Raw genomic sequence first — 23,320 nt, forward strand, 5'->3', positions numbered from 1 at the left:
TTCAGGAATGCGGCGACATTGCCGGCTTGCCAGACCCTGCCGGACTGCGCAACGCGCCGAAGACGACGCCAATGAGAGCGACGATGAGGAGCGGCGATAGTCGTCCCGCCGGAATATACACCGCCGGGCTGAGCAACGGCACCATCCAGATGCCGAGCCCGATCAGCCAGTCGCGAAAGCGTGGAGCATCGATCGATGCGGCAAGCCGCAGCACGACGGCGACCGTCAGCAGCGTCGCGTCATAAGGGCCCGAATGCGGGGCCGCCAGCACGGTTGCCGCAAGCAGTACGATCAGCTTGTTGTTGGTGCTGAGCGAGGAGCGAAAGGCCGCGAACGTCGCCGCCGCGCTCGAAAGGATCGCGGCCAGCTGCAGGATGGAGGCCAGCCGCTCCGGCAGGCCCAGCAGCATTGCGCAGGCCCATACGCTGTGACCCCAGATGCGGCCATAGGCGAGCCATTTCGCGTCGGGGCTGACCAGATTGTTGTACGCCTGCGGTATCCACCAAAGCCACAATTCGACGCCAAAAATCATGGCACTTGCAGCCGCCAATGCGAATGCCGAGCATGCAGCAGCGCACAGGCTGCCATAACGGCGCGACCCCACCAGCGCGAAGGCGACGAGCAGGAAGAATTGCGGCTTGAAACTCAGCAGCCCGAGGATTGCCCCGGCCAGGAGCGGTCGCGGTCCGAGCAGCCTGACGCCCGTGACCAGCAGTGCGGCAACGAGAAAAGCGCATTGTCCATCGGCCAGGTTGAGAGATGCCGATGGCGAGACCAGCACGGCCGCGATGATGTAGGGCGTCAGTTGCGGCTGATCGGCCCGGTTGCGAAGCGCCCAGCCCAGGAAGCCTGCGGTCGCGGCCTGGAATGCGACATAGGAGCCGATGAAGCCAAGCGGCGCGAATGGCAGCAGCAGAACGAGGAAGCCGGGCGGATAGAACCATGGACGGAACTCCAGAGGGACCGAGAGCCATGATGCGAACGACTGGTTGAGATAGGCCGTGAACGCGTCACCATCGATGACCAGCGCAAGATTGCCGGCGAGCAACGATCTGATGGCGCCGTAAAACACCATCCAGTCCGTGCCGGGAGCGACGTGGTTCAGCCCGATCCAGCCGGGATGGGTGAAGGTGGAGATCAGGACGCCCCAGCCGAAGAGCGTTGCGATCGAAAACGCTGGCAACATCACGAGGGGAATTCCGATCCAGCGGCGCGATGGACCGGATATCTGCTGTTGAGCGGACGCGCTCACTTGACGGCTTCCCTCGAGGACTCCGCTTCCGGCGTCGCGCCGGCCTCTGTGCCGCCGGTTCGCACGTGGATCACGGCGATGTTGTCGGCGTAGAGCCGCTTCCAGCCCTTGATGTGGTCCAGCACCTGGGCGGCCGGCGCGTCCGCGACCATGAGCGTGGCGTCGATCTTGTACGCGTCGAGGAGCCGCGTCAGGGTGTCGAGCTTCTTGAGCTCCACGGCCTTGAAGACGTCCATGGCGAAGGTTTCGCCGTAGAGCTCGGCGCGGCCGTCAATGAAGACCGGGATGTCGCGCGAGATCAGATAGCCGCCGAACTGGTAGGCGTTGAAGACGCGCTGCGCCTGGCGTTTCTCGAGCAGATCGACGGCGGCAACCGGTGTCTGATCCATCGTGAAGGTGAAGCGGTGATGCGCCATGTAAAGTGAGGTCGAGGTCCAGCCGGCGGCCACGATCATCAGCGCACCGGTTGCGGTGACGTAGCGGGCGGCCCAACTCTCGCCGCCCTGCGTGCCAGGCTGTAGCAGCGCAGTCCGTTCGCCGAGGGGCTTGGCCAGCACCAGCGGTACCAGGAAGGCAAAGGCCTCGATGCTCCTGACGTGGGTGAGCGCCATCCAGGTCAGAAGCAGGATCAGAAGAATACGCGGCGGCGAGAGCGTCAGGCCGCGATACAGCCCGATCGCAATCAGGCCGAACAGCGCGCCTTCGAATGCGTTGAAGGATGCGAAGCTCGCGGGCGACCATTCGGAGATGACCGTCAGCAACTCGCCGAGATTGAGGATGTTGATCGCGCCGAGCAATGTGCGCCAGCCATAGGGCGTGACGCAGCTTGCGGCGAGTGCCGCAACACCGAACAGGAACCAGCGCGACAGCAGCCGGACCTGCTTGCTGGACTCCATGCCCCAGAGCGCCACAAACGACATCGGGCCGATCAGCGCCAGGCCCAGCACGAAGCCGCCATGTAGGTTCGACCACAGCGACATCAGCGGCAGCCAGTACCATGACGGGGCGCCCTTGCGGTCGGCTGCGGCCATCAACACGCCGACCCACGCGATCATCACGGGCAGCGCCAGCATATGCGGCCGCGCCAGAATGTGGTGCAGCGACAGCAAGATCGCGAACATCGCGAACAGGACCGCGCGCGGAATTTCCAGATGGGCCTCGAGCAGGCTGACCAGGATCGCCGCCGACAATGCGACAGCAAGTGCGGTGAGGATCACCGGGCCGGCCCAATCCCATTGCGCGTAGGAGAGAGCGAACAGCACCTGCGACAACCACGAAGTCGAAACCCAGGGCGCCCCCGGCCGCGTGAAGGAATAGAAGTCGGTGTAGGGAAGCGCGTGGTGATCGAGGATCCATTGCCCGATCTTGATCTGCCAGAGCGAGTCGGAGTCCTGAAGCAGCGTGTCGCCGACATACAGGAAGAAGAGATAGGCGCCCGCACCGACGCATAGCGGCACCAGCGCTCGCGCACGACTCTGCACCGTGATGCTGTTGGCAAAGGAAAGGGACATGCCGCCTCGTCGTCCTGGTGTTTTTGTCGTTGTGCCGAGCGATCGACATTGGACCATGGCGGTCATAATTCCGGGTAAACCGGCGGTGCCGGGCCGGCTTGATGTCTCGACAATTTAACGGATCATTTTAGATTTCGGTTTACCATCGGCGAATACACGCAAACCGCTCTGTGTTTCCGCAGTCGAATTAACTGCGGCGCAATTCTTTGCCACTACGTTTGGTTCCATGGTCAAGCGGCGCTGGGAAGCCAAAAAGACCAGATCAGTTGTAGCCTCGTGTACTCATTTGGAGCTCTTTATGAAGAACCTCGTTGCGCGTTTCGCGAAAGATGAATCCGGCGCCACCGCCATTGAATACGGTCTGATCGCCGCCGGCATCGCGCTGGCGATCATCACTGTCATCAACAGCCTGGGCACCACGTTGAACGCCAAGTTCACCTCGATCTCGAGCAGCCTCAAGTAAGGCTGAACTCATCGCGAACTGAGAGAGCTCCGTCATTGACGGGGCTCTTTTTCTTTTGGTCGACGATTTCCGGGTCCGGGACATCGTGAAGCTGTAGCAAGCTTGTAGCACGGCAACGTGTCCGCCTCAGCTCCAAGAGCGCAGGCGGAAACGTTCCCGCTGTCGAGAACATCGAACATTGGAAGTTGCTGATGGGCACAGCGCTACGCGCGGACCCTAGGGTAACTTGCCGCCCGTCATTCCGCGAGGCCGGGCTGCCAGACCGCCGAGCGCGCAGGCGCGGCAAACGTTTGCCGCGCGCGGCCGTGCCATTCGAGATAGAATTTCGCCGCCCAGATCGACGCTGCGGCGACTGCGATTCCGCCGGCGACGTCGATGATGTAGTGCGCGCCGATCACCGGTGTCGCCGCGATCATCAGCAGATTCAGCGCTGCCGCGATGCCGCCGAGGCCGCGCACCGGCCACAGCGCCCACATGTAGAGCACGGCGGATGCGGCGTGGAAGCTCGGAAACGAGACGATGCCGGCGAGGAAGAACAACCGGAGCTCGTGCAGGCTACCGTCGCGAAGCGCGAGGATGTCGCGCAACTGCCCGGCATAGACCGCGGTGTTGATTTCGGGAAAATGCGCGGCGGACAGCTGCAGCCCCCAATAGGTGCCGATCGCGGGCACGACGGCGGAGATCGCGATGGTGACCGCGAGCGCGAGGCTCATCGCGAGCATGAACAATTGCAGCCGCATATAGCGCGCCGTCAGTGCCAGCACGACGGGAATGCCGAGCAGCGGCAGTTTGATCAGCCCGTATCCGCGAGCCAGGCAGTCCGCGAGCCAGGGATGGTCGTTGACGTATCGCGCGATCGGTTCGGGATCGAGGCCGAGTGCACGGTCGATCGTAAGCAGCGCCTGGTCCTGCAGTGGCCAGTTCAGCTTGGCCGCGACATAGCTGAGCGGTCCGACGATGGCGCAGGTGAGAATGATCTGTCCGATCGTTCCGAGCGAAAACAGCAACTTCGGGTCGGCAAGCTCGCCTTTGAGGATGCGGTGGCCATAGGCCAGCGCGAGCAGGAGTGCAGCGACTGCCAGCGTCACGCCGTAGGCGACCGGTTCGAGGCTCAGGCCAGTGAAGGGGAGGCCCAGCGCCAGCAGGCTGCCCATGGCTGCGATGGGAAGCCAGTTCAGGTGGAAGAGCTGCCAGGCGGTCCGGGCGTCCGTGTCGACCATGCTGCACCGAGGTGGGATCGCAATACCGCAGCACAGTCGCGGAGCAGGTTTAAGATGGCGGTAACGATCGTGGTTACCCCTTCACCAAAGCAGTTCGCGAGGTTTTTAGCTGTTTGAGCTCGCGCTTTTTTTTGGCGTGACGCTTCATGCATTTGCACCTTGTCATCCACTCTGAATAGTTGTTCAGTCCTTGCGGGGCGATTTGCGACATCGGTGACGAAGCGTTCGGCCGCAGGGCGTGCGGCCGGCGTGTGGGACAGGAAGCGCGCCATGGTTTATCGGCGGACGCATCAAGTGGTGAAGCGCCTTGCGGCCCGGCGCAGTGCGATACTGGCGGCGGCGCGGGAGGCGGCGGCGGAAGGCGGGATGGCGGCGGTGCAGATTGCGCCGGTCGCGGTTCGCGCCAGCGTCGCTGCGGGTACGGTCTACCGCTACTTCCCCTCCAAGGCCGATTTGATCTCCGAATTGATCGCCGAAGTCTCCCGCGACGAGCTCACGGCGATCCGGCGAGCCGCCGATGCGGCGCCGGGGCCGTCCTCGGCGCTGGCGGCGGCGGTGACCACCGTAGCGGTCCATACCCTGTCGCAGCGCAGGCTCGCCTGGGGCATCCTGGCCGAGCCGGTCGATGTCGATGTCAGCGCTTCACGCCTCGCCAGCCGGCGCGAGATCGCGGGTGAGATGGCCTCGCGCATCGACGCCGCCGTGCGCGCCGGCCACCTGCCGGCGCAGGACACCGCGCTCGCCGCCACCGCGCTGCTCGGCGCCTTGCACGAAGCCCTGGTCGGACCGCTTGCGCCGGATAATCTCGAAGATCCCGCCAGGATGCGCGATGCCGTGCAGACCGTGACGTTGCTGGCGCTCCGCGCGGTCGGCGTCATGGACGCCCGCGCCAGGGGTCTCGTTGTGCAGCAGACGCTGTTGCCGACCGCGAAAGCGCTGGTTGGGGCCTAAAACGTCCGCCTGATCGACCGAGGGACCCGATCGCGCCCAGGCCATTGCCCGAATTCGCCTTTGCGAAAAACCCCAGCACATTCGCCGGACCAGCCTGCTACTGTGCATGGGGTTGTTTTCGACATTTTTTGTTTGCCGCGTGCTGGCGAACCTAGATATTCGCTTCGCCCTCGGGGCCGACCGAGGCGATGCGCACCATGTTGGTGGTGCCGGGGATGCCGAGCGGCACGCCGGCGACGATGATCACGCGTTGGCCGGCCCGGACGAAGCCATCGCGGAACGCGATCTGGCCGGCGCGGCTCACCATGTCGTCCTGGTCGCGCGCATCCTCCGCCACCACGCAATGCACGCCCCAAACGACCGACAGTCGGCGTCCCGCCGCGACGTTCGGCGTGATCGCCACGATCGGCGGCTTCGGCCGCTCGCGCGCCACGCGCACGGCGGTCGATCCCGAGCTGGTCCAGCAGATCAGGGCCGGCAGGTCGAGCGTCTCGGCGATCTGCCGCGCGGCGTCCGCGATGGCATCGCCGGCGGTGGCTTCCGGCGCGGGGCGCTGTGCGGTGATGACGGAGCGATAGATCGGGTCGCGCTCGACCTCCTCGCCGATGCGGTTCATGGTCGAGACGGCCTCGACCGGGAATTTGCCGGCCGCCGATTCCGCCGACAGCATGATGGCGTCGGCGCCTTCGTAGACGGCGGTGGCGACGTCGGAAACCTCGGCGCGGGTCGGCACCGGCGACTGGATCATCGATTCCAGCATCTGGGTCGCGATCACCACCGGCTTGCCGGCGCGCCGCGCCATGCGCGTCATCTGCTTCTGCAGGCTCGGCACGCGTTCCAGCGGCAGCTCGACGCCGAGGTCGCCGCGCGCCACCATCAGGGCGTCGGAGGCGTCGATGATGTCGGCGAGGCGATCGATCGCCTGCGGCTTCTCGATCTTGGCCATCACCGCGGCGCGGCCGCGGATCATCTTCTTGGCCTCGAGCACGTCATCCGCGCGCTGCACGAAGGACAGCGCGATCCAGTCGACGCCGGTGACCAGCGCCGCTTCGAGGTCGGCGCGGTCCTTCGGCGTCATTGCCGAGACCGGCAGGTCGGTGTCCGGCAGGCTGACGCCCTTGCGGTCGGACATCCGGCCGCCGACCACGACGCGCGTCACCGCGTGGTCTTTCGAGGTCTCCTCGGCGATCAGGCGCACCTTGCCGTCGTCGAGCAGCAGCGAATGGCCCGGACGCAGCGCGGCCAGGATCTCCGGATGCGGGAGTTGGACGCGGGTTGTGTCACCCGGTGCCTTGTCCGAATCGAGCGTGAAGGTCTGGCCGTTCTGGAGTTGGACCGCGCCTTCGGCGAAGGCACCGAGCCGGAGCTTTGGTCCCTGGAGATCGACCAGAATGCCGATCGGTCTGCCGTAGCTGCTCTCGACGTTGCGGATCGTCGCCACCAGCTCCCGCATCTTGTCATGCGGGGTGTGGCTCATGTTGATGCGGAACAGGTCGGCGCCGGCCTCGAACAGGCGGCGGATCATCGCAAGGTCCGAAGAGGCGGGTCCAAGCGTCGCGAGAATCTTGATACGGCGAAGACGCCTCATGGCTTATTTCCAGACGGGGGCGAGGGAGCGGGCGGGAGGCCAGGCGCGGCGGGGGGCGTACCACCGGGCGGGCCATTGGGCAAACCGGGAACCCCCGGGCCAACCGGGCCGGGCATTCCCGGCACGCGCTGCTGTTTTGACGGCTGCTCGTTGGCATCGGTGAGCTGCACCGTCCAGGCCCGCTGCTCGCCGGTATCGACCTCGAAATAGCCGGTGCGGTCATAGCCCCGTGCAAGGCAATCCTCGGTGCCGCGGATGGTGAACTCCTTGTCGCGCGAGCACATGAAGGCCTGGCCCGACCATTCGCCGCCGCGGTCATAGTCGATGGCGTAGATGTAATAGAAGCGGGCCACCAAGGTTCCCCGCAGCAGGGTCTCGCAGGAACGGGACGAGATGTTCCACCAGCCTTCGGTGGTCCAGCCCTCGGCATCCTTGTAGCCAAGCGCGATGCCGACCCGGCTCGATGTGTTGTTGCAAAGCCGGAAATCGGCGGAGGCCGGGCTGGCCCAGAGGCACAGCAGGCCAACCACCAGCACCGGGACCAACCGGGCGAGCAGGCGAAAGGGGGAGCGGGGAGATTCGGCGATCATTGTCGCGGAAGCTATATCAGATCATTGACGATTTGGCGTAGGGCCCGGGAACTGCCCCGAAGCCGGCTTCGGGCCCGTTTGCGCCGCGATATGGCAAAATCTGTGACAGGCCCCACCTGATCTCGTAAGGGTGACCCCATCCAGGTCACAGCCAATTTCGCAAAGCCGAGGGATCCAGCCATGGCAATCGACGACAAAACCAGAACGGAACTCGAGGCTGCCGCTTTCCGGCGCCTGGTCGATCATTTGAAGACGCGGACAGACGTCCAGAATATCGACCTGATGAACCTCGCAGGCTTCTGCCGCAACTGCCTGTCGAACTGGCTTAAGGACGCCGCCGACGCCCAAGGCGTCGCCTTGAGCAAGGACGAGAGCCGGGAAGCCGTCTATGGCATGCCCTACGAGGCGTGGAAGTCGAAATACCAGGGCGCGGCCACGCCTGAGCAGCTCGATGCCATGAAGAAGGTTCATCCGGGGCACTGAACGGCCGCGCCGGCAGCCCGAGATGCGCTGCCCCTGAGTCGCATCACACAACAGCTTTCTTCGACCCGCCGCAGGAAGGTGTGGGCGCGCTGTGGACGAGCGCGATGCTGCCTTGAACGCGAGAGGTCCGAACCCTAAGGGTCTAACCAGCACGCGCGGTGAGGATGCCGGCGTCACCTCGTTTTGCCAGTTCCATTGGGAGTACCAAGATGGCCACCTCCGCCGCCGTCCGCGACGACGAGCCCGCGACGAAATTTGCCAAGGACCAACTCAAGTCCATCATCGAGCGCATTGAGCGGCTGGAGGAAGAGAAGAAGGCGATCTCCGACGACATCCGCGACGTCTTCGCCGAGGCCAAGGGCAACGGCTACGACGTCAAGGCACTGCGCACCATCGTGCGCATGCGCAAGCAGGACCCGAACGAGCGCGCCGAGGCCGAGACGATTCTCGAGACCTACATGCAGGCGCTGGGGATGATCTGAGCCCGGTGTCGTGTCCTGGCGAAGGCCAGGACCCATTATCCCAGGGAGCAGTTTGGCGAAAATTCGTCGCTTGGTATCCGTACCGCGTGAGCCAGATGGATCACGCGGTACGGATCCTGGCTTTCGCCAGGACGACGACAGAGATTTTGGTAACGGCGCGGCTTATCAGCCTCAGCGCAGCGAAGCCGTCCGCATGACGAAGGACGTTGTCTCGAGCTTGGCGGTGGCGGTGCCCGAGAAACTGTCGCAGGACAGGCCCTGCATCGGATCGTCGGCAAAGCCCATGGCGACCACGGATTGCGGCTTGACGAAGTAGGCGCGCATTGCGGCCGTGTCGAGCTCGCCCATCAGCGTGACCGACATCGCGCGGCTGGCGCTCGGCGACAGCATCACGATCTTGAGCCAGATGCTTTCGCCCTTGGCTGCGGAGAGCCGGGTCGCGGTTGCGACCATGCCGTCGACGCGCTTGCCGACCACCGTGTTGATCTCGGTCGCGGGTGCAAGGTTACGCGACGCGGCGGTGGGACGTGCGGAGCGCGGGATCGGCGCGGAGGCGGCGACGACATTGGCGCGGTCGACCGGGGAGGCGGACGCCGGCGCGTAGGCCAGGGCCTGATAGGCGGCGCTGGACACGCTCGCGGTCGGCTGCGGATCGGTGGCGGCGGCAAGCGCCTGGCGCGCCTTCAGCGCAGCCACTTGAGCTGGCGTCGCCTGCTGCGGCGCAGCCGGGGCATCCCAGAAGCCACGGGCATTGATGATATCGGCGGGAGTCTCGGGCTTGGCGTCAGCGGATTTGCCGGCGGCCGGTTTGTCAGCCACGGATGCCGGCTTCGACTTGGGCAGCGCGACGATCTGCGCATCGGCCGAGGCGAGCTGAATTGTCGCTGCGACTGACGGCTTGGCGCGCGGCGTCGGCACCGGATCGGCCGGCTTGGTCGCGGCGGCGACCACGGTCGGCGCGACAGGCTTCGCGGCCGGAGCGGGCGCGCCCTCGTCATCCTCGTCGTTGCTCGTGGCGGCCGGAGCCGGCTTGCCCTTGAACAGGCTGGCAAAGAAATTCGACTTGTTGCCGGAATCCTCGCCGCTGCCGCGCCGCTCGATCTCGGCCTTGGCAAGCTCATAGCCCTTCAGCGGCGTGCCGTCGGTCGGAACATGGACGGTGCGTCCGTCCGGGAAGACCCTGGCGAGCTGGTCATGCGTCATGCGCGGCCAGTGCCGGATGCTGCCGGTGTCCAGATGCACGAAGGGCGAGCCTGAGGTCGGGTAGAAGCCGACGCCGCCGCGCTGGAGGCGCAGGCCGGCGAAGCGGATCTGCTCCAGCGGCACGTTCGGGATGTAGAAGTCCATCGCATGCCCCAGCATGTGCTGGCTGAAGCGCGCCACGCCGGCGGAGCGGCGGCGGAGCATGGCGTTGGTGGCGGGCGAGCGGTAGGAGGAGATGATCTGGATCGGCTGCTTGGCATCGACGTCGCGATAGACTTCCCAGAGGATGTCGAACAGGTGACGGTCCATGACCGTCTCGTCCTGGGTACGCCAGTCGCGCAGGAAGTGGTTGAGCTGCTTCAGCGCCGTTTCGTCGTAGCGTCCGTCACGCTTGAAGGTGACGGTGAGGTCTTCGCCGGAATGGGTGTGGTGGAAGGAGAGCGTCTTGGTCTCGTTGAGCGCGGCGGCGTCATGAACTGAACCCGCGGCAGCAAGCAGCAATACGGCAGCGAGGCCGATCCTGGAACCGGCCTTCACTCCCGCATGGGACAACGACAGCACAGCGAATTGGCGTGCGATTCCAGTCAGCACGTTAGAGCCCACCCAGTCGACGAGCGTTCAAAATGGACTCTCCCGCTAACCCCGTTAGCGCGCGAAAGAGGATGAACGCTTTGTTAAAGCGAGAAGGTTAATTCGAGGTTGACCTTCCCGCCCCCAAACCAAGTCAGATCGCGAACCTAACCGGGTGAGTGTGGCAAAAAAACGCCCGCTGCCCGAGGTCAGGTGGAGAATGGTTAACGTTAAGCGACCCCATCCATAGGATGAGACCGCTGATTTTATTGCACAATTTCAGGAAATCAGGCTTCAGAGCGGGCCTAGCTCAGCGGGTGAACACCCGCTGCTGCTGCGGACGGCGGCCGACCGGTGCCGGCGGCGGGGTCGGCGCTCCGAACAGCCGCTCGAAGAAGTTCGGGCCGGACGAGCCGCCATTGTTGGCCGCCAGCACGCCGTTCGGCAGCGTCGTTGCCGGGCGTGAATAGCTCGGCTGGGAGTGCGCGACGACGTTCTCGAGGTCCTTGCCGCGGCCGTTCTTCAGGATGTTGATCATGGTCGCGTCGCGGCCATAGACGTCCTTGCGGAATTGCAGCTTGCCGCCCTCGTCCACGAATGCGGTCTGATAGGTGATGTTGACCGGGATCGGGGTCGGGAATTTCAGGTCGATCTCGCTCTTGCCGTACATGCTGCGCACGCGCTCCGGCGTGTACTTCTCGTTCGGCATCGCGATGTTGAGCAGCACCGAGGCGTACTGATCCGGGTTCTGCACGCGCATGCAGCCGTGGCTGAAGGCGCGTTCGTCCCGGGCGAACAGGTTCTTGTCCGGCGTGTCGTGCTGATAGACCAGGAACTTGTTCGGGAAATTGAAGCGGATGCGGCCGAGCGCATTGGCTTCACCGGGCGGCTGCGAGATGTGGACCGAACCATCGCGGTTCTGCTCGAGCTTGAGGCCCATGCGCTGGAGCACGGTCGGGTCCTGCTGAAGCGCCGGCAAGTATTCGTTGTAGACGATCGACGGCGGCACGTTCCAGGTCGGATTGACCGTGATGTACTTCATCGTCTCGGTGAGCAGCGGGGTCGCATGTGTGCCGGGCTTGCCGGTGACGACGCGGGTGGTCCAGACCTGCTGGCCGCGCTGCATCACCTTCAACGTGTAGTCGGGAATGTTGAGGATGACATAGGCATCGCCCAGCGAGGGCACGCCCAGGTCGCGCGGCAGCCAGCGCCAGCGCTCCATGTTCACCAGCACCACGTCGATCTGCTTGTCGCGCTTCGGGGTGTTGATCGCCTTGACCGTCTTGTCGTCGAGGATGCCGGTCGCCTTGAGCTCGGCGCTGTTCTGGAATTTGCGCACGGCTTCTGCGACTGCCGCGTCATAGCGAGTATCGTTGGCATTCTCGGCGATGCCAAGCTTGGCCCGCAGCTGCGGCACGCGCGGATCTTCAACGACGATTTCAGCCTGCTTCTTGCCGGCCGGCGTGTATTTCAGTGTTGGACCATCGGCGATCTCGATCACCGGGCCGTTGCCCTGGCCGCGGAGCTCCGCGAGCTTCGCCTTCAGCTCCTTGTAGAGCTTCTGCGGCGGATTGTAGCTGTCGAGCGCCGCGGAGGCGTCCGCTGCGGTCGTGACCTTGGCGAGCACCTCGTTCGGATCGACCGGATGCTCGGGGTAGAGGATGTCGCCGCTGACCTGCGACCAGTGCATGCGGCCGCTCTGGGCCTGACGCGCATAGTCGAACATGCTGGCGGTGAGCTTGAGCTCGGCATTGGCGAGCGCATCGGGTGTCGTGGCGGCTGCGAAGTCCGGCAGCGGGTAATCGGCGGGATTGAGACCGTCGGACGCCGCGTCCTTCAGCCGTGCGATCACGCCCTTGGCCGCAGTGGTCAGGCTGCCGGCCTGGGTCCAGACCGGTGCGAAGTCGCGTGCGCCGTAAAACTTCTCGATCGCCGCGCGTTCGTTCTTACGGTCGAAATAGCGCGAAGCGTTGGCGCCGATGATGTCCTTGAGCTTGTCGGCGACCGGCTGGTCGGCCGCGGGAACGTTGCTCGCGGCCTTCACCGGCTCCGAGGCCGGAGCAGCAGCGGTGGCGGGCGCGGCCGGCGTTGGGGTCGCCGTGTCGGCCTTGGCAGGTTCGGACTTGGCAGGCTCAGTCTTCGCCGTCTCGCTCTTCGTCGCCTCGGCGGCGGGCGTGGTGGCGACGTCGGAAGGCTTGGTCTCGACCTTGTCCGGCGCGGGAGCGGCTTCGGCCTTCACGGGTTCCTTGACCGGCTCCTTTGCCGAGTCCTGAACCGTGGCGGTGGTGTCGAGCTTGATGTCGGATGCGGTCGGGGGCGGGACGTTTGCGGGTTCGGGGCGCGGGATCGCAGCTTCGATCGCGAGCTCGGCAGCGCTGCTGCGCGCCTGATCCTGCGCCAGGGCTGAGCTGGCCGATACCGTGAGGAAGGTCGCCGCGACCGTCATCAAGACACGGTCAAAGCCTGCACGGTGGTTCAAACAGTCACGCATTGTGTCGCACCCCTCGGGTGAACTGTCCCCCGTGGAACAGCTTCGTTATCGCCTATTGAGTTTCGGCTAAACCGCGCCGGCCTCTCGAAAGTTGCACGCCTGCACGCAACGATTCCTACGCAGACGATATACAGGCCCCGATTTCGCGGCCAGCGCTACCCGGGACAACTCACGACAAACTGACTTCAAGCAAGCCGCTTGGCAACGGATTGTGCGCTTCTGCCACGCGCTTTTCCCTGTGTCTGTCACTTCCAGGTCACGGTTCAGATCGCAGTCGAATTCCGTCGTCATGCGAATGGCTTACAGTCGTCTCGCGGCGCCCGGACGAACCTTCGTTCGCATCAGGCTCAGTGCGTCTCCTCGCCGCTTTTGCCGCCATGGCCGGGAACCCCGGCTTCATCGAGTTTGCGGTAGAGGGTGGACCGGCCGATTTTGAGGCGGCGGGCGACCTCCGACATCTGCCCGCGATAATGCGAGATCGCGAAACGGATGATCTCGTTCTCGATCTCCTCCAGCGGCCGGACGTCGCCGGTCGCGGTCAGCATGGAGAGCGCACCCGCCACGGGTAGCGGCGCGATCGGTATTTCATTACCTGATACGAGGGAGGGGGCCGCGATCGGCTCCAGCATCAGCGGCGCGGTCGGAATGTCTGTTCCCGGATGCGGCTGCGAGGCGATCAGGGGGAAGTCGTCAAGGCCAAGCTGGTCGCCGTCGCTCATCACCACGGCGCGGTAGACCGCGTTTTCAAGCTGGCGGATGTTGCCGGGCCAATCGAGCTGGGCGAGGTGCGCAACAGCCTCGCCGCTGATGCCGGTGATGGGGCGGTTCTCCTCCGCGGCAAAGCGGGCCAGGAAATGCCTGAGGAGATGTGGAATGTCCTCGCGCCGGGCGCGCAGCGAGGGGATCGTCAGCGGCAGCACGTGCAGGCGATAGAACAAGTCTTCCCGGAAGTGGCCCTGCTTGACTCGCTCAAGCAGCCTGCGGTTGGTCGCCGAGATGATGCGGACGTCGACCTTCACGGGTTTGCGGCCGCCGACCGCCTCGACCGCGCCTTCCTGGAGCGCGCGAAGCAGCTTGACCTGCGCGCTCAGCGGCAGCTCGCTGACCTCGTCCAGAAACAGCGTGCCGCCATGGGCTTCGACGAACTTGCCGGTGTGGCGTTCGGTGGCGCCGGTGAAGGCACCCTTCTCGTGACCGAACAGGATGGATTCGACGAGGTTGTCGGGGATCGCGCCGCAATTGACGGCGACGAACGGCTTTGCCTTGCGCTCGCCGCTGCCATGAATGGCGCGCGCGAACATCTCCTTGCCGACGCCGGACTCTCCCTCGATCAGCACGGGGATCGAGGAGTTTGTTGCTTTCTGCGCCGCGCGCATCACGCCCGCCATCGCCTCGGCGCGGGTGATGATGTCGGAGAAGGTCAGCCGGCCCTCGCGGCTATGACGGATGCGCTGCAATTCGCCCTTGAGCGCGGACGAATTGAGCGCGTTGCGAAGAGAGACCTGGAGCCGCTCCAGGCCAACCGGCTTGACCACGAAATCGGCCGCGCCCGCGCGCATCGCCGAGATCACATTGTCGATGCCACCATGGGCCGTCTGCACGATGACGGGGATGCTGAGACCCGCTTCGCGGATTTTCGCCAGGACGCCCATGCCGTCGAGGCCGGGCATCACGAGATCGAGGATGACGCCGTCGATGGCCGCGTCAGGGGCGGTGAGGGCGGCGATCGCCGCATCGCCGGAGTCCACCACGATCGTCTCATAGCCGCATTTCTGCACCATGTTTTCGACCAGCCGGCGGGCTACAGCGTCGTCGTCGGCGATCAAAATACTGGCAGCCATGGTGTTCCCCGCACGCTACTACTATCTGTCTCGAATCGGGGCACTCTGGCCGAAGCCGATTAACGCACTGTTAAACCCTGATGCCCCCGCCCGCCGTTGCGATTGTTGAACACAGGTTTCCCACACAATGAATTCGCGCTCCAAGCCTGCAGTTAAGAAGTCCGCCATCAGCAAGCCCGCTCTTCGCAAGCCGAACACCAAGACATCCGCAGCCAAGGCAAAACCCTCCAAGCGTGCACCCGCCAAGCCTTCGCTTGCCAAGCCTTCATCCGCGAAGCCTGCGAGCAAGACCGGCAAGCTTCCGGAGTGGAACCTCGCCGACCTTTATTCCGGGATCGATGCGCCGGAAGTGGCGCGCGATCTCGCAAAGATGGATGCCGATTGCGTCGCGTTCGAGACGGACTACAAGGGCAAGCTCGCAACAGGAACAGCAAAGGAAGATGGCGGAAAATGGCTCGCTGAAGCCGTCCGACGCTATGAGGCGATCGACGACCTCGCCGGCCGGCTCGGCTCGTATGCCGGCCTCGTTCATGCCGGCGACAGCGTGGACCCCAAGATTTCAAAGTTTTACGGCGACGTTTCCGAGCGCCTGACGGCGGCATCGACGCATCTGCTGTTCTTCGCGCTCGAGCTCAATCGCATCGATGACGATATTTTGAACCGCGCGATGCAGGCCGCCGAGCTCGCGCACTACCGTCCCTGGATCGAGGATCTGCGCAAGGAGAAGCCGTACCAGCTCGACGACAAGCTCGAGCAGCTCTTCCTGGAGAAGGCGCAGACCGGCTATTCAGCCTTCAACCGGCTGTTCGACCAGACCATCTCGGGCCTGCGCTTCAAGGTCGGATCCAAGGAGCTCGCGATCGAGCCGACGCTCAATCTGTTGCAGGACCGCGACGGCGCCAAGCGCAAGGCCGCGGCGGAGGCGCTCGCAAAGACCTTCAAGGCCAATGAGCGCACCTTTGCGCTGATCACCAACACGCTGGCCAAGGACAAGGACATCTCCGACAGCTGGCGCGGCTTCAAGGACGTCGCGGATTCCCGGCATCTGAACAACCGCGTCGAGCGCGAGGTGGTGGATGCGCTGGTCGCCTCGGTGCGTGCGGCCTATCCAAAATTGTCGCATCGCTACTACGCGCTGAAGGCACGCTGGTTCGGCAGGAAGCGCCTGGCCTATTGGGACCGCAACGCGCCGCTGCCTTTTGCGGCGACGGACGTCATCGGCTGGGGCGACGCGCGAAGCATGGTGCTCACCGCCTATCGCGGCTTCTCGCCAAAGATGTCCGACATCGCCGAGCGCTTCTTCACGGACCGCTGGATCGATGCGCCGGTGCGCCCGGGCAAGGCGCCGGGTGCCTTCTCGCATCCGACCACGCCATCCGCGCACCCCTACGTGCTGATGAACTACCAGGGCAAGCCGCGCGACGTGATGACGCTCGCCCATGAGCTCGGCCACGGCGTGCATCAGGTGCTGGCGGCCAGGAACGGCGCGTTGATGGCGCCGACGCCGCTGACGCTGGCGGAGACGGCAAGCGTCTTCGGCGAGATGCTGACCTTCCGGCGGCTGCTGGCGCAGACCAGGAGCGCAAAGCAGCGCCAGGCGCTGCTCGCCGGCAAGGTCGAGGACATGATCAACACCGTGGTGCGGCAGATCGCGTTCTATTCCTTCGAGCGCGCGGTCCACACCGAACGCAAGAACGGCGAGCTCACCGCGACGCGGCTCGGCGAGATCTGGCTCTCGGTGCAGGGCGAGAGCCTCGGGCCGGCAATCGAGATCAAAGCGGGCTACGAGAACTACTGGATGTACATCCCGCATTTCATCCATTCGCCGTTCTACGTCTACGCCTATGCGTTCGGCGATTGTCTGGTGAACTCGCTCTACGCCGTCTACGAGAACGCGGCCGAAGGCTTTGCCGAGCGCTATCTCGACATGCTCGCCGCCGGCGGCACCAAGCATTATTCCGAACTGTTGCGGCCGTTCGGCCTAGACGCCAAGGATCCGAAGTTCTGGGACGGGGGCCTGAGCGTCATCGCCGGCATGATCGACGAGCTGGAAGCGATGGGCTGAGGCGAGCCGTCTTCGGCGCTGCAGCGAGCGGGTTGGGTCGGCCGTCCGAATGTCCCGTTGTTCCAACGACGGGCGGGGCGGGTTGTACAGTTCCCGCCCTGCACATTGAACGTTTGTGCCTGGGGCCAGACTAATTCTTGCAGGCGGGTTCGACCTGCAATGCAATCTATGATTGTTGATTGTCGTGGTGTGCTCGGCCCGGGAGGCGAACATGGCCAGGATCAGTGCCCCAGACCCCAAGGTGGAGCCGCCACGGGCTGTCGAGGAACAGCAGCTGTGGGGGACACAGCACCGGAAGATCGTCAAGCGCGAGCTCGCAGCCATCAACAACCGCCGCCGCGCCCAGGGCGTGGATCCCGTCGCATACCCTGGCGACGAAAAGGCGATCGACACGGTCGGCCTTGCGCTGTCAGGCGGGGGGATCCGATCCTCCGCAATCTGCCTCGGCGTCTTGCAGGCTTTCAATCACCACGGGCTGATCAAGCACATCGACTATCTGTCGACCGTATCCGGCGGCGGTTACACCGGCTGTTCGTTCACGGCGACCATGACGCGGGCGCAGAATTTCGTCTTCGGAAGCACGCCGACACCCGGAGCCGAGAGCGCCAATGAGATCAGTGACACGCCTGCGGTGGGCCATATCCGGAATTACTCGAACTACCTCGTTCCGGCCGGCGCGCGCGACCTGATCACCGGCGTCGCAATCGTCGTGCGTGGGCTCGTTGCCAATCTGAGCCTGACGCTGCCGGTCGTACTGCTCGTTGCCGTGATCACGATCCTGTCCAACGCCGCACGCTCGTCACTCTATACGACCAATTTCTTCGGGCTGAGCGTCGACGACACCAGCAATCTTGGTCCCCTCTCCAGCCTGGGATTGATGCCTGCCTTCTTTCTTGGCGGCCTTGTTGCCGCCTCGCTGCTTTTGCTGGTCGGTCGCCTTTTCAAAGTCGGGCGACGCGAGCTGTTTCGCTACCTGGCCGGTCTTGCGTTTGCGCTGGGACTCATCTGCGCGATCGCCAGCTGCCTGAACGTCGATCACTTTGGGCTTTCGCTTGCAGCGCTCCTGCTCGGCCTCGTGCTTTTCTTCGGCTGGGCGGTGCTACGATCGATTTCGTCGACCAAGGGAGGTGAATTCCGCGGCTATCCGTCGACTGTCGGCGCGACCTATCTCGTTCTGCTTGCCGCCATCTGCTTCTTCGAATTCCAGCCCTTCATGATCGCCCAGATGTTCGATGTCGCCGACGCCAACACGGTTCAGTCCGGCGGCATCATTGGGGGCGTTGCAATCAAATGGCTCCAATCGCTTGCGGCCATCACTGCGCCGGTTGCGGCGGCCGTCACGCTGTTCCGGCAGCAATTCGCCGACCTGCTGAAGGGCGCCGGCGCCTCGGACCTTGGCTCACGCCTGCTCGCCCATGCGGCGAAAGCAGCCGTGCTTGTCGCGGGACTGGCGCTGCCCTTACTGATCTGGGTCGGATATCTCTATCTTTGCTATTGGGGCATCGCGAACGACAAGACGCTCGACGCCGCCTACCGCCAATATCCCATGATCGAGGAGTGGGGAGCGGCTGGCGTGCAACCCGTGCCGCCCGCGGCCGGTGTCGACGTCAAGGGAAATGTCCAGTTCGACTCGGCGACGCGCAAGCTCTCGGCCGAGATCACCAATGGCGAAGCGAAGGTCGTCGCCTCCAAGCCGGTGGGGCCGATCTCGCACATCCCCGCATGGCTGTTTTCTGTTGCATCATTGCAGTCCCCGAACACATTCACTTGGTCGAAGTACCAGTTCGGCAACAGTGTCAGCTGGCGGATGGTGCTGCTCTACTTCTTGTCGGGCTCGGCCCTGTTCGGCCTGTCGTGGGTCCTCGGGCCGAATGCCAATTCGTTGCACCGGCTCTATCGTGATCGCCTCAGCAAGGCCTTCTTGTTCAATCCGCTCTACTACGCTGACGGGGAGCCGTCGCGGAACATGCCGAGCCTGGACCAGGGGCGGGATTTCCTTCCGCTCGACGAGGAGAAGCTGAGCGGTCTGCTGCATCAGTTGGTCTACGGCGCTGATCCAGCGGGAGCGATGACGGTCACGACATCGAAAAAAAGCAGCCTGGCCTCGCCATATCCCATCATCAACGCCGCGCTGAACATCCAAGGATCCGATTTCGCCAATCGGCGGGGACGGAACGCTGATTTCTTCATATTCTCGCCGCTGCACGTCGGCAGCGAGGCCACCGGCTATGCGAATACACCGGCCTTCGAGAAGGTTGCGCCGGGCCTCGATCTTGCGACCGCGATGGCGATCTCCGGGGCCGCCGCTTCGTCGAACATGGGCTCGGGCTCGATCCGCTCACTGACCCCGACCCTGGCGCTCCTCAACGTGCGCCTGGGGTACTGGTTGAAGAACCCGCGCTGGGTCTCGACAAAGGACAAGCCGCAGCACCACTCGACCCCTTTGTTTCTATGGTCTGAGATCTCGGGCCGGCTCTACGAGAATGCCGATGCGGTCTACCTGACGGACGGCGGACACATCGAGAATCTCGGTGTCTACGAGTTGTTGCGACGACGCTGCAAGGTGATCATCGCGGTTGACGCGGAAGCCGATGCGCCGATGAATTTCTCGTCGCTGGTGACGCTGCAGCGTTATGCGCGCATTGATCTCGGGATCATCATCGACCTGCCGTGGACCCCGATCCGCAACACGACGCTCGAGTGGATGAAGTGCAACGCCACCAAATCCCCGGCCGCGGCCCGGCGCGCGGCGAGCGGACCGCACATGGCGGTCGGCACCATCGACTACGGCTCGGGGGAAAAGGGGTATCTCGTGTATATCAAGTCGTCCCTGACCGGAGACGAGAACGACTACATCCGCGACTATGCACGCCGCAACGACACCTTCCCGCACGAAACCACCGGTGACCAGTTCTTCTCGGAGGAGCAGTTCGAGGTCTACCGCGCGCTGGGTTTCCACATGACCCACGGTTTTCTCACCGAGGATGCCGGCGCGGATGCGATCGTCGTCAACGTTCCGGGAGAACGCTGTGCAAAGCGAAACTTCTGCGACAGCAAGGTGGAGCCGATCGGCGCAGTCCGCCGTGCGCTCGGCCTGCGCTGAGAGGCCTTCGGTTCGTGGCGCCTGAGACCGCCTCCAACGGGCGGACCACCGGTCCGAGCGGGATTCCGCCAATCGGAATTCCAAATGACCCGATTTGCCGGGAAACCGCGCCTCCGTGCCGTTGCCCTGCCCGAAAGTTTGCGGTATCCCAGCCATGAAATTCGACTTTCGACTGGGGACAATTCATGGCTGACCATAGCGAAGTGGCGTACAGCACCGCCGACGGCAACGACTACGTTGCCCACGAGCAGACCTACGAGGGCTTCATCAAGCTGGTGAAGTACGGCACGGTCTCGGTCGCGCTTATCGTGATCCTGATGGCGATCTTTCTGACCTGATCCATCGCCTGCAGCACCGCCAGCGTCGTCGGTGCCCATAAAATTTGCAATCAAGCCGGATTGAAAACCGGTATCCAACGTTGCGGGAGTAACGCTAAGTTCGCGTGCGCGCTCTTTCCCGCGTCGCCGGAGGGCCTATGAAGATCGCCGTTGCCAAGGAAATCGATCCGTCGGAGCCGCGGGTCGCCGCTTCGCCGGATACGGTGAAGAAGTTCAAGGCGCTGGGCGCCGAGATCGCCGTCGAGCCGGGCGCCGGCCTCAAGTCGGGTCTGCCGGACTCCGAATTCACCGCCGTGGGCGCCACCGTCAGCGCCGACGCGCTGAAGGACGCCGACATCATCATCAAGGTGAAGCGCCCTGAAGCCTCCGAGTTGGCGCAGTATAAGCGCGGCGCGCTCGTCATCGCCATCATGGACCCCTACGGCAATGAGGCCGCGCTGAAGACGATCGCCGATGCCGGCGTCTCCGCCTTCGCGATGGAATTGATGCCGCGCATCACGCGCGCGCAGGTGATGGACGTGCTGTCCTCGCAGGCCAACCTTGCCGGCTACCGCGCCGTGATCGAGGGCGCCGAGGCCTTCGGACGCGCCTTCCCGATGATGATGACCGCAGCCGGCACGGTGCCCGCCGCCAAAGTGTTCGTGATGGGCGTCGGCGTCGCCGGCCTCCAGGCGATCGCGACCGCGCGCCGTCTCGGCGCCGTCGTTACCGCGACCGACGTCCGGCCCGCCACCAAGGAGCAGGTCGAATCGCTCGGCGCAAAATTCCTCGCCGTCGAGGACGAGGAATTCAAGAACGCGCAGACCGCCGGCGGCTACGCCAAGGAAATGTCCAAGGAGTATCAGGCCAAGCAGGCCGCGCTCACCGCCGAGCACATCAAGAAGCAGGACATCGTGATCACCACCGCGCTGATTCCGGGCCGGCCTGCGCCGAGGCTCGTCACGGCCGACATGGTCAAGTCGATGAAGCCGGGGTCGGTTCTGGTCGATCTCGCCGTCGAGCGCGGCGGCAATGTCGAAGGCGTCAAGGCGGGCGAGGTCGCCGAGGTCGATGGCATCAAGATCGTCGGCTATACCAACGTCGCCGGCCGCGTCGCCGCGTCGGCCTCCAGCCTCTACGCGCGCAATTTGTTCAACTTCATCGAAACGATGGTCGACAAGACCAGCAAGGCGCTGGCCGTGAACTGGGACGACGAACTCGTCAAAGCGACCGCGCTGACCAGGGACGGCGCCGTCATCCACCCGAATTTCCAGCCGAAAGCGTAAGGAGAGCCGTCATGGAGCATATTGCACAAGTCGTCGATCCCTTCGTCTTCCGGCTGTCGATCTTCGTTCTCGCCGTCTTCGTCGGCTATTTCGTGGTGTGGTCGGTGACCCCGGCGCTGCATACGCCGCTGATGAGCGTGACCAACGCGATCTCCTCGGTGATCGTGGTCGGCGCGCTGCTCGCGGTCGGCGTCGGCATGATCTCGAGCGGCTCGGGCTGGGCGCGCGGCTTCGGCTTCATCGCGCTCATCTTTGCCTGCGTGAATATCTTCGGGGGCTTCCTTGTCACCCAGCGCATGCTGGCGATGTACAAGAAGAAGGTGAAGTGAGCGGCGTGCACCTCGGGGTGACGAAGACAAAGGGGACCTGAGATGAACGCCAATCTGGCTGCAGTTCTGTATCTCGTGGCGGGTGTGCTGTTCATCCTGTCACTGCGCGGGCTGTCCAGCCCCGCCTCATCGCGGCAGGGCAATTTCTTCGGCATGATCGGCATGGCGATCGCGGTCGCCACCACGCTGGCCAGCCATCCGCCGGCGGACGGCCTCGCCTGGATCCTCGTGATCCTTGGCATCGCGATCGGCGGCAGCGTCGGCGCGGTGATCGCCCGCCGCGTGCCGATGACCTCCATGCCGGAACTGGTCGCCGCCTTCCATTCGCTGGTCGGCATGGCCGCGGTGCTGGTCGCCGCCGGTGCGTTCTACGCGCCGGAGGCCTTCGACATCGGCAGCCCCGGCAACATCCATCCGCAGAGCCTGGTCGAGATGTCGCTCGGCGTCGCCATCGGCGCGCTGACCTTCACCGGCTCGGTGATCGCGTTCCTGAAGCTGTCCGCGCGGATGAGCGGTGCGCCGATCATCCTGCCGTTCCGCCACATCATCAACATCGCGCTCGCGATCGCCCTCGTCGTCTTCATCGTCGGGCTGGTGATGTCGGGCAGCGCGCTCGACTTCTGGCTGATCGTCATCATCGCGCTGGCGCTCGGCGTCCTCATGATCATCCCGATCGGCGGCGCCGACATGCCGGTCGTGATTTCGATGCTGAACTCGTACTCGGGCTGGGCCGCGGCCGGCATCGGCTTCACTCTCGGCAATTCCGCGCTGATCATCACCGGCGCGCTGGTGGGATCGAGCGGCGCGATCCTGTCCTACATCATGTGCCACGCGATGAACCGCTCTTTCATCTCGGTCATCCTCGGCGGCTTCGGCGGCGAGACCGCGGCGGCCGGCGGTGGCGGCGGCGAGCAGAAGCCGGCCAAGCTCGGCTCGGCGGATGATGCGGCCTTCATCATGAAGAACGCGCAGAAGGTCATCATCGTGCCCGGCTACGGCATGGCGGTGGCGCAGGCTCAGCATGCGCTACGCGAAATGGGCGACGTCCTGAAGAAGGAAGGCGTCGAGGTGAAATACGCCATTCACCCGGTCGCCGGCCGCATGCCCGGCCACATGAACGTGCTGCTGGCCGAAGCGAACGTGCCCTATGACGAGGTGTTCGAGCTCGAGGACATCAACTCCGAATTCGCGCAGGCCGATATCGCGTTCGTGATCGGCGCTAACGACGTCACCAATCCGGCCGCCGAAGAGGACAAGACCTCGCCGATCTACGGCATGCCCGTGCTCCAGGTCTGGAAGGCCGGCACCGTGATGTTCATCAAGCGCTCGCTCGCTTCGGGCTATGCCGGCATCGACAATCCGCTGTTCTATCGCGACAACACCATGATGCTGCTCGGCGACGCCAAGAAGGTCACCGAGAACATCGTCAAGGCGATGTAGCGCGGAGGCAAGCGGGCCATTGCCAAAGCGACGCGCGAGCAGCGCGTCGTATGGCACACCGCTCATTGGGCGGCGTGCGGCCGGCGCGCCTCCCGCGAGGTCATGAAATTGCTGCGGAGCCGGTGCAAAGCCTTT

The 23,320-nt window shown here is 64.4% G+C and carries 18 protein-coding genes; 10 read left to right on the plus strand and 8 right to left on the minus strand.

Annotated elements, in window-relative coordinates; translation table 11 throughout:
• Position 1: 1 nt before the first annotated feature.
• A complete protein-coding gene (locus tag ABIB80_RS07955) occupies positions 2-1,186 on the minus strand; it encodes a glycosyltransferase family 87 protein (protein ID WP_007596299.1) in 1,185 nt (394 codons plus the stop codon).
• A gap of 62 nt (positions 1,187-1,248) precedes the next feature.
• The gene (locus tag ABIB80_RS07960; protein ID WP_007596298.1) at positions 1,249-2,763 is read right to left on the minus strand and encodes a hypothetical protein; all 1,515 of its coding nucleotides are present in this window, start codon (positions 2,761-2,763) and stop codon (positions 1,249-1,251) included.
• Positions 2,764-3,061: 298 nt separating this feature from the next.
• Here ABIB80_RS07960 and ABIB80_RS07965 point away from each other — a divergent pair, with 298 nt between their 5' ends.
• Positions 3,062-3,226 (plus strand): Flp family type IVb pilin, encoded by a 165-nt coding sequence (locus tag ABIB80_RS07965; protein WP_007596297.1) that lies wholly within the window; start codon positions 3,062-3,064, stop codon positions 3,224-3,226.
• A 236-nt stretch (positions 3,227-3,462) separates the two neighbouring features.
• Here ABIB80_RS07965 and ABIB80_RS07970 read toward each other — a convergent pair whose 3' ends face one another.
• On the minus strand, positions 3,463-4,446 hold the full coding sequence (locus ABIB80_RS07970; protein ID WP_007596296.1) for a phosphatase PAP2 family protein: 984 nt from the start codon (positions 4,444-4,446) through the stop codon (positions 3,463-3,465).
• A gap of 270 nt (positions 4,447-4,716) precedes the next feature.
• Here ABIB80_RS07970 and ABIB80_RS07975 point away from each other — a divergent pair, with 270 nt between their 5' ends.
• Positions 4,717-5,397: a TetR/AcrR family transcriptional regulator gene (locus ABIB80_RS07975; RefSeq protein WP_007596290.1), complete on the plus strand. Its 681-nt coding sequence runs from the start codon at positions 4,717-4,719 to the stop codon at positions 5,395-5,397.
• A gap of 151 nt (positions 5,398-5,548) precedes the next feature.
• On the opposite strand, the gene pyk is transcribed toward ABIB80_RS07975, so the two are convergent.
• Together pyk and ABIB80_RS07985 are read right to left on the minus strand one after the other, a co-directional pair.
• Entirely contained in the window at positions 5,549-6,985 is a 1,437-nt protein-coding gene (gene pyk, locus ABIB80_RS07980) for a pyruvate kinase (protein ID WP_007596289.1), read from the minus strand.
• Entirely contained in the window at positions 6,982-7,575 is a 594-nt protein-coding gene (locus tag ABIB80_RS07985) for a DUF1036 domain-containing protein (RefSeq protein ID WP_007596288.1), read from the minus strand. The genes pyk and ABIB80_RS07985 overlap by 4 nt, the downstream gene beginning before the upstream one ends.
• 180 nt (positions 7,576-7,755) lie before the next feature.
• Here ABIB80_RS07985 and ABIB80_RS07990 point away from each other — a divergent pair, with 180 nt between their 5' ends.
• Positions 7,756-8,058 (plus strand): DUF1244 domain-containing protein, encoded by a 303-nt coding sequence (locus ABIB80_RS07990; RefSeq protein WP_007596287.1) that lies wholly within the window; start codon positions 7,756-7,758, stop codon positions 8,056-8,058.
• Positions 8,059-8,267: 209 nt separating this feature from the next.
• Complete coding sequence (locus ABIB80_RS07995; protein ID WP_007596286.1) at positions 8,268-8,540, plus strand: DUF2312 domain-containing protein; 273 nt, start codon at positions 8,268-8,270, stop codon at positions 8,538-8,540.
• A 171-nt stretch (positions 8,541-8,711) separates the two neighbouring features.
• On the opposite strand, the gene ABIB80_RS08000 is transcribed toward ABIB80_RS07995, so the two are convergent.
• The 3 genes from ABIB80_RS08000 to ABIB80_RS08010 form a co-directional block, all read right to left on the minus strand.
• Entirely contained in the window at positions 8,712-10,334 is a 1,623-nt protein-coding gene (locus ABIB80_RS08000) for a peptidoglycan L,D-endopeptidase MepK (RefSeq protein WP_007596285.1), read from the minus strand.
• 289 nt (positions 10,335-10,623) lie between these two features.
• The gene (locus tag ABIB80_RS08005) at positions 10,624-12,804 is read right to left on the minus strand and encodes a L,D-transpeptidase scaffold domain-containing protein (RefSeq protein WP_007596284.1); all 2,181 of its coding nucleotides are present in this window, start codon (positions 12,802-12,804) and stop codon (positions 10,624-10,626) included.
• 347 nt (positions 12,805-13,151) lie between these two features.
• A complete protein-coding gene (locus tag ABIB80_RS08010) occupies positions 13,152-14,645 on the minus strand; it encodes a sigma-54-dependent transcriptional regulator (RefSeq protein ID WP_007596283.1) in 1,494 nt (497 codons plus the stop codon).
• A gap of 127 nt (positions 14,646-14,772) precedes the next feature.
• On the opposite strand from ABIB80_RS08010, the gene ABIB80_RS08015 reads away from it, so the two are divergent.
• The 6 genes from ABIB80_RS08015 (at position 14,773) to ABIB80_RS08040 (ending at position 23,185) form a co-directional block, all read left to right on the plus strand.
• The gene (locus ABIB80_RS08015; protein WP_007596282.1) at positions 14,773-16,710 is read left to right on the plus strand and encodes a M3 family oligoendopeptidase; all 1,938 of its coding nucleotides are present in this window, start codon (positions 14,773-14,775) and stop codon (positions 16,708-16,710) included.
• 211 nt (positions 16,711-16,921) lie between these two features.
• Positions 16,922-19,813: a patatin-like phospholipase domain-containing protein gene (locus tag ABIB80_RS08020; RefSeq protein WP_007596281.1), complete on the plus strand. Its 2,892-nt coding sequence runs from the start codon at positions 16,922-16,924 to the stop codon at positions 19,811-19,813.
• 185 nt (positions 19,814-19,998) lie between these two features.
• Positions 19,999-20,151, plus strand: coding sequence for an aa3-type cytochrome c oxidase subunit IV (locus ABIB80_RS08025; protein WP_007596280.1), 153 nt, complete (start codon positions 19,999-20,001; stop codon positions 20,149-20,151).
• Positions 20,152-20,288: 137 nt separating this feature from the next.
• Complete coding sequence (locus tag ABIB80_RS08030; protein WP_007596279.1) at positions 20,289-21,416, plus strand: Re/Si-specific NAD(P)(+) transhydrogenase subunit alpha; 1,128 nt, start codon at positions 20,289-20,291, stop codon at positions 21,414-21,416.
• A gap of 11 nt (positions 21,417-21,427) precedes the next feature.
• Positions 21,428-21,745: a proton-translocating transhydrogenase family protein gene (locus ABIB80_RS08035; RefSeq protein WP_007596278.1), complete on the plus strand. Its 318-nt coding sequence runs from the start codon at positions 21,428-21,430 to the stop codon at positions 21,743-21,745.
• 42 nt (positions 21,746-21,787) lie between these two features.
• On the plus strand, positions 21,788-23,185 hold the full coding sequence (locus ABIB80_RS08040) for an NAD(P)(+) transhydrogenase (Re/Si-specific) subunit beta (RefSeq protein ID WP_007596277.1): 1,398 nt from the start codon (positions 21,788-21,790) through the stop codon (positions 23,183-23,185).
• Positions 23,186-23,320 lie beyond the last annotated feature (135 nt).

The sequence above is a fragment of the Bradyrhizobium sp. i1.15.2 genome (assembly GCF_040548425.1).
GTDB classification, from domain to species: Bacteria; Pseudomonadota; Alphaproteobacteria; order Rhizobiales; family Xanthobacteraceae; genus Bradyrhizobium; species Bradyrhizobium canariense.

Coding starts and splice junctions, on each gene's coding strand:
- ABIB80_RS07955 (WP_007596299.1), bottom strand. CDS start 1,186: ATGTTGCCAGCGTTTTCGATCGCAACGCTCTTCGGCTGGGGCGTCCTG.
- ABIB80_RS07960 (WP_007596298.1), bottom strand. CDS start 2,763: ATGTCCCTTTCCTTTGCCAACAGCATCACGGTGCAGAGTCGTGCGCGA.
- ABIB80_RS07965 (WP_007596297.1), top strand. CDS start 3,062: ATGAAGAACCTCGTTGCGCGTTTCGCGAAAGATGAATCCGGCGCCACC.
- ABIB80_RS07970 (WP_007596296.1), bottom strand. CDS start 4,446: ATGGTCGACACGGACGCCCGGACCGCCTGGCAGCTCTTCCACCTGAAC.
- ABIB80_RS07975 (WP_007596290.1), top strand. CDS start 4,717: ATGGTTTATCGGCGGACGCATCAAGTGGTGAAGCGCCTTGCGGCCCGG.
- pyk (WP_007596289.1), bottom strand. CDS start 6,985: ATGAGGCGTCTTCGCCGTATCAAGATTCTCGCGACGCTTGGACCCGCC.
- ABIB80_RS07985 (WP_007596288.1), bottom strand. CDS start 7,575: ATGATCGCCGAATCTCCCCGCTCCCCCTTTCGCCTGCTCGCCCGGTTG.
- ABIB80_RS07990 (WP_007596287.1), top strand. CDS start 7,756: ATGGCAATCGACGACAAAACCAGAACGGAACTCGAGGCTGCCGCTTTC.
- ABIB80_RS07995 (WP_007596286.1), top strand. CDS start 8,268: ATGGCCACCTCCGCCGCCGTCCGCGACGACGAGCCCGCGACGAAATTT.
- ABIB80_RS08005 (WP_007596284.1), bottom strand. CDS start 12,804: ATGCGTGACTGTTTGAACCACCGTGCAGGCTTTGACCGTGTCTTGATG.
- ABIB80_RS08010 (WP_007596283.1), bottom strand. CDS start 14,645: ATGGCTGCCAGTATTTTGATCGCCGACGACGACGCTGTAGCCCGCCGG.
- ABIB80_RS08015 (WP_007596282.1), top strand. CDS start 14,773: ATGAATTCGCGCTCCAAGCCTGCAGTTAAGAAGTCCGCCATCAGCAAG.
- ABIB80_RS08020 (WP_007596281.1), top strand. CDS start 16,922: ATGGCCAGGATCAGTGCCCCAGACCCCAAGGTGGAGCCGCCACGGGCT.
- ABIB80_RS08025 (WP_007596280.1), top strand. CDS start 19,999: ATGGCTGACCATAGCGAAGTGGCGTACAGCACCGCCGACGGCAACGAC.
- ABIB80_RS08030 (WP_007596279.1), top strand. CDS start 20,289: ATGAAGATCGCCGTTGCCAAGGAAATCGATCCGTCGGAGCCGCGGGTC.
- ABIB80_RS08035 (WP_007596278.1), top strand. CDS start 21,428: ATGGAGCATATTGCACAAGTCGTCGATCCCTTCGTCTTCCGGCTGTCG.
- ABIB80_RS08040 (WP_007596277.1), top strand. CDS start 21,788: ATGAACGCCAATCTGGCTGCAGTTCTGTATCTCGTGGCGGGTGTGCTG.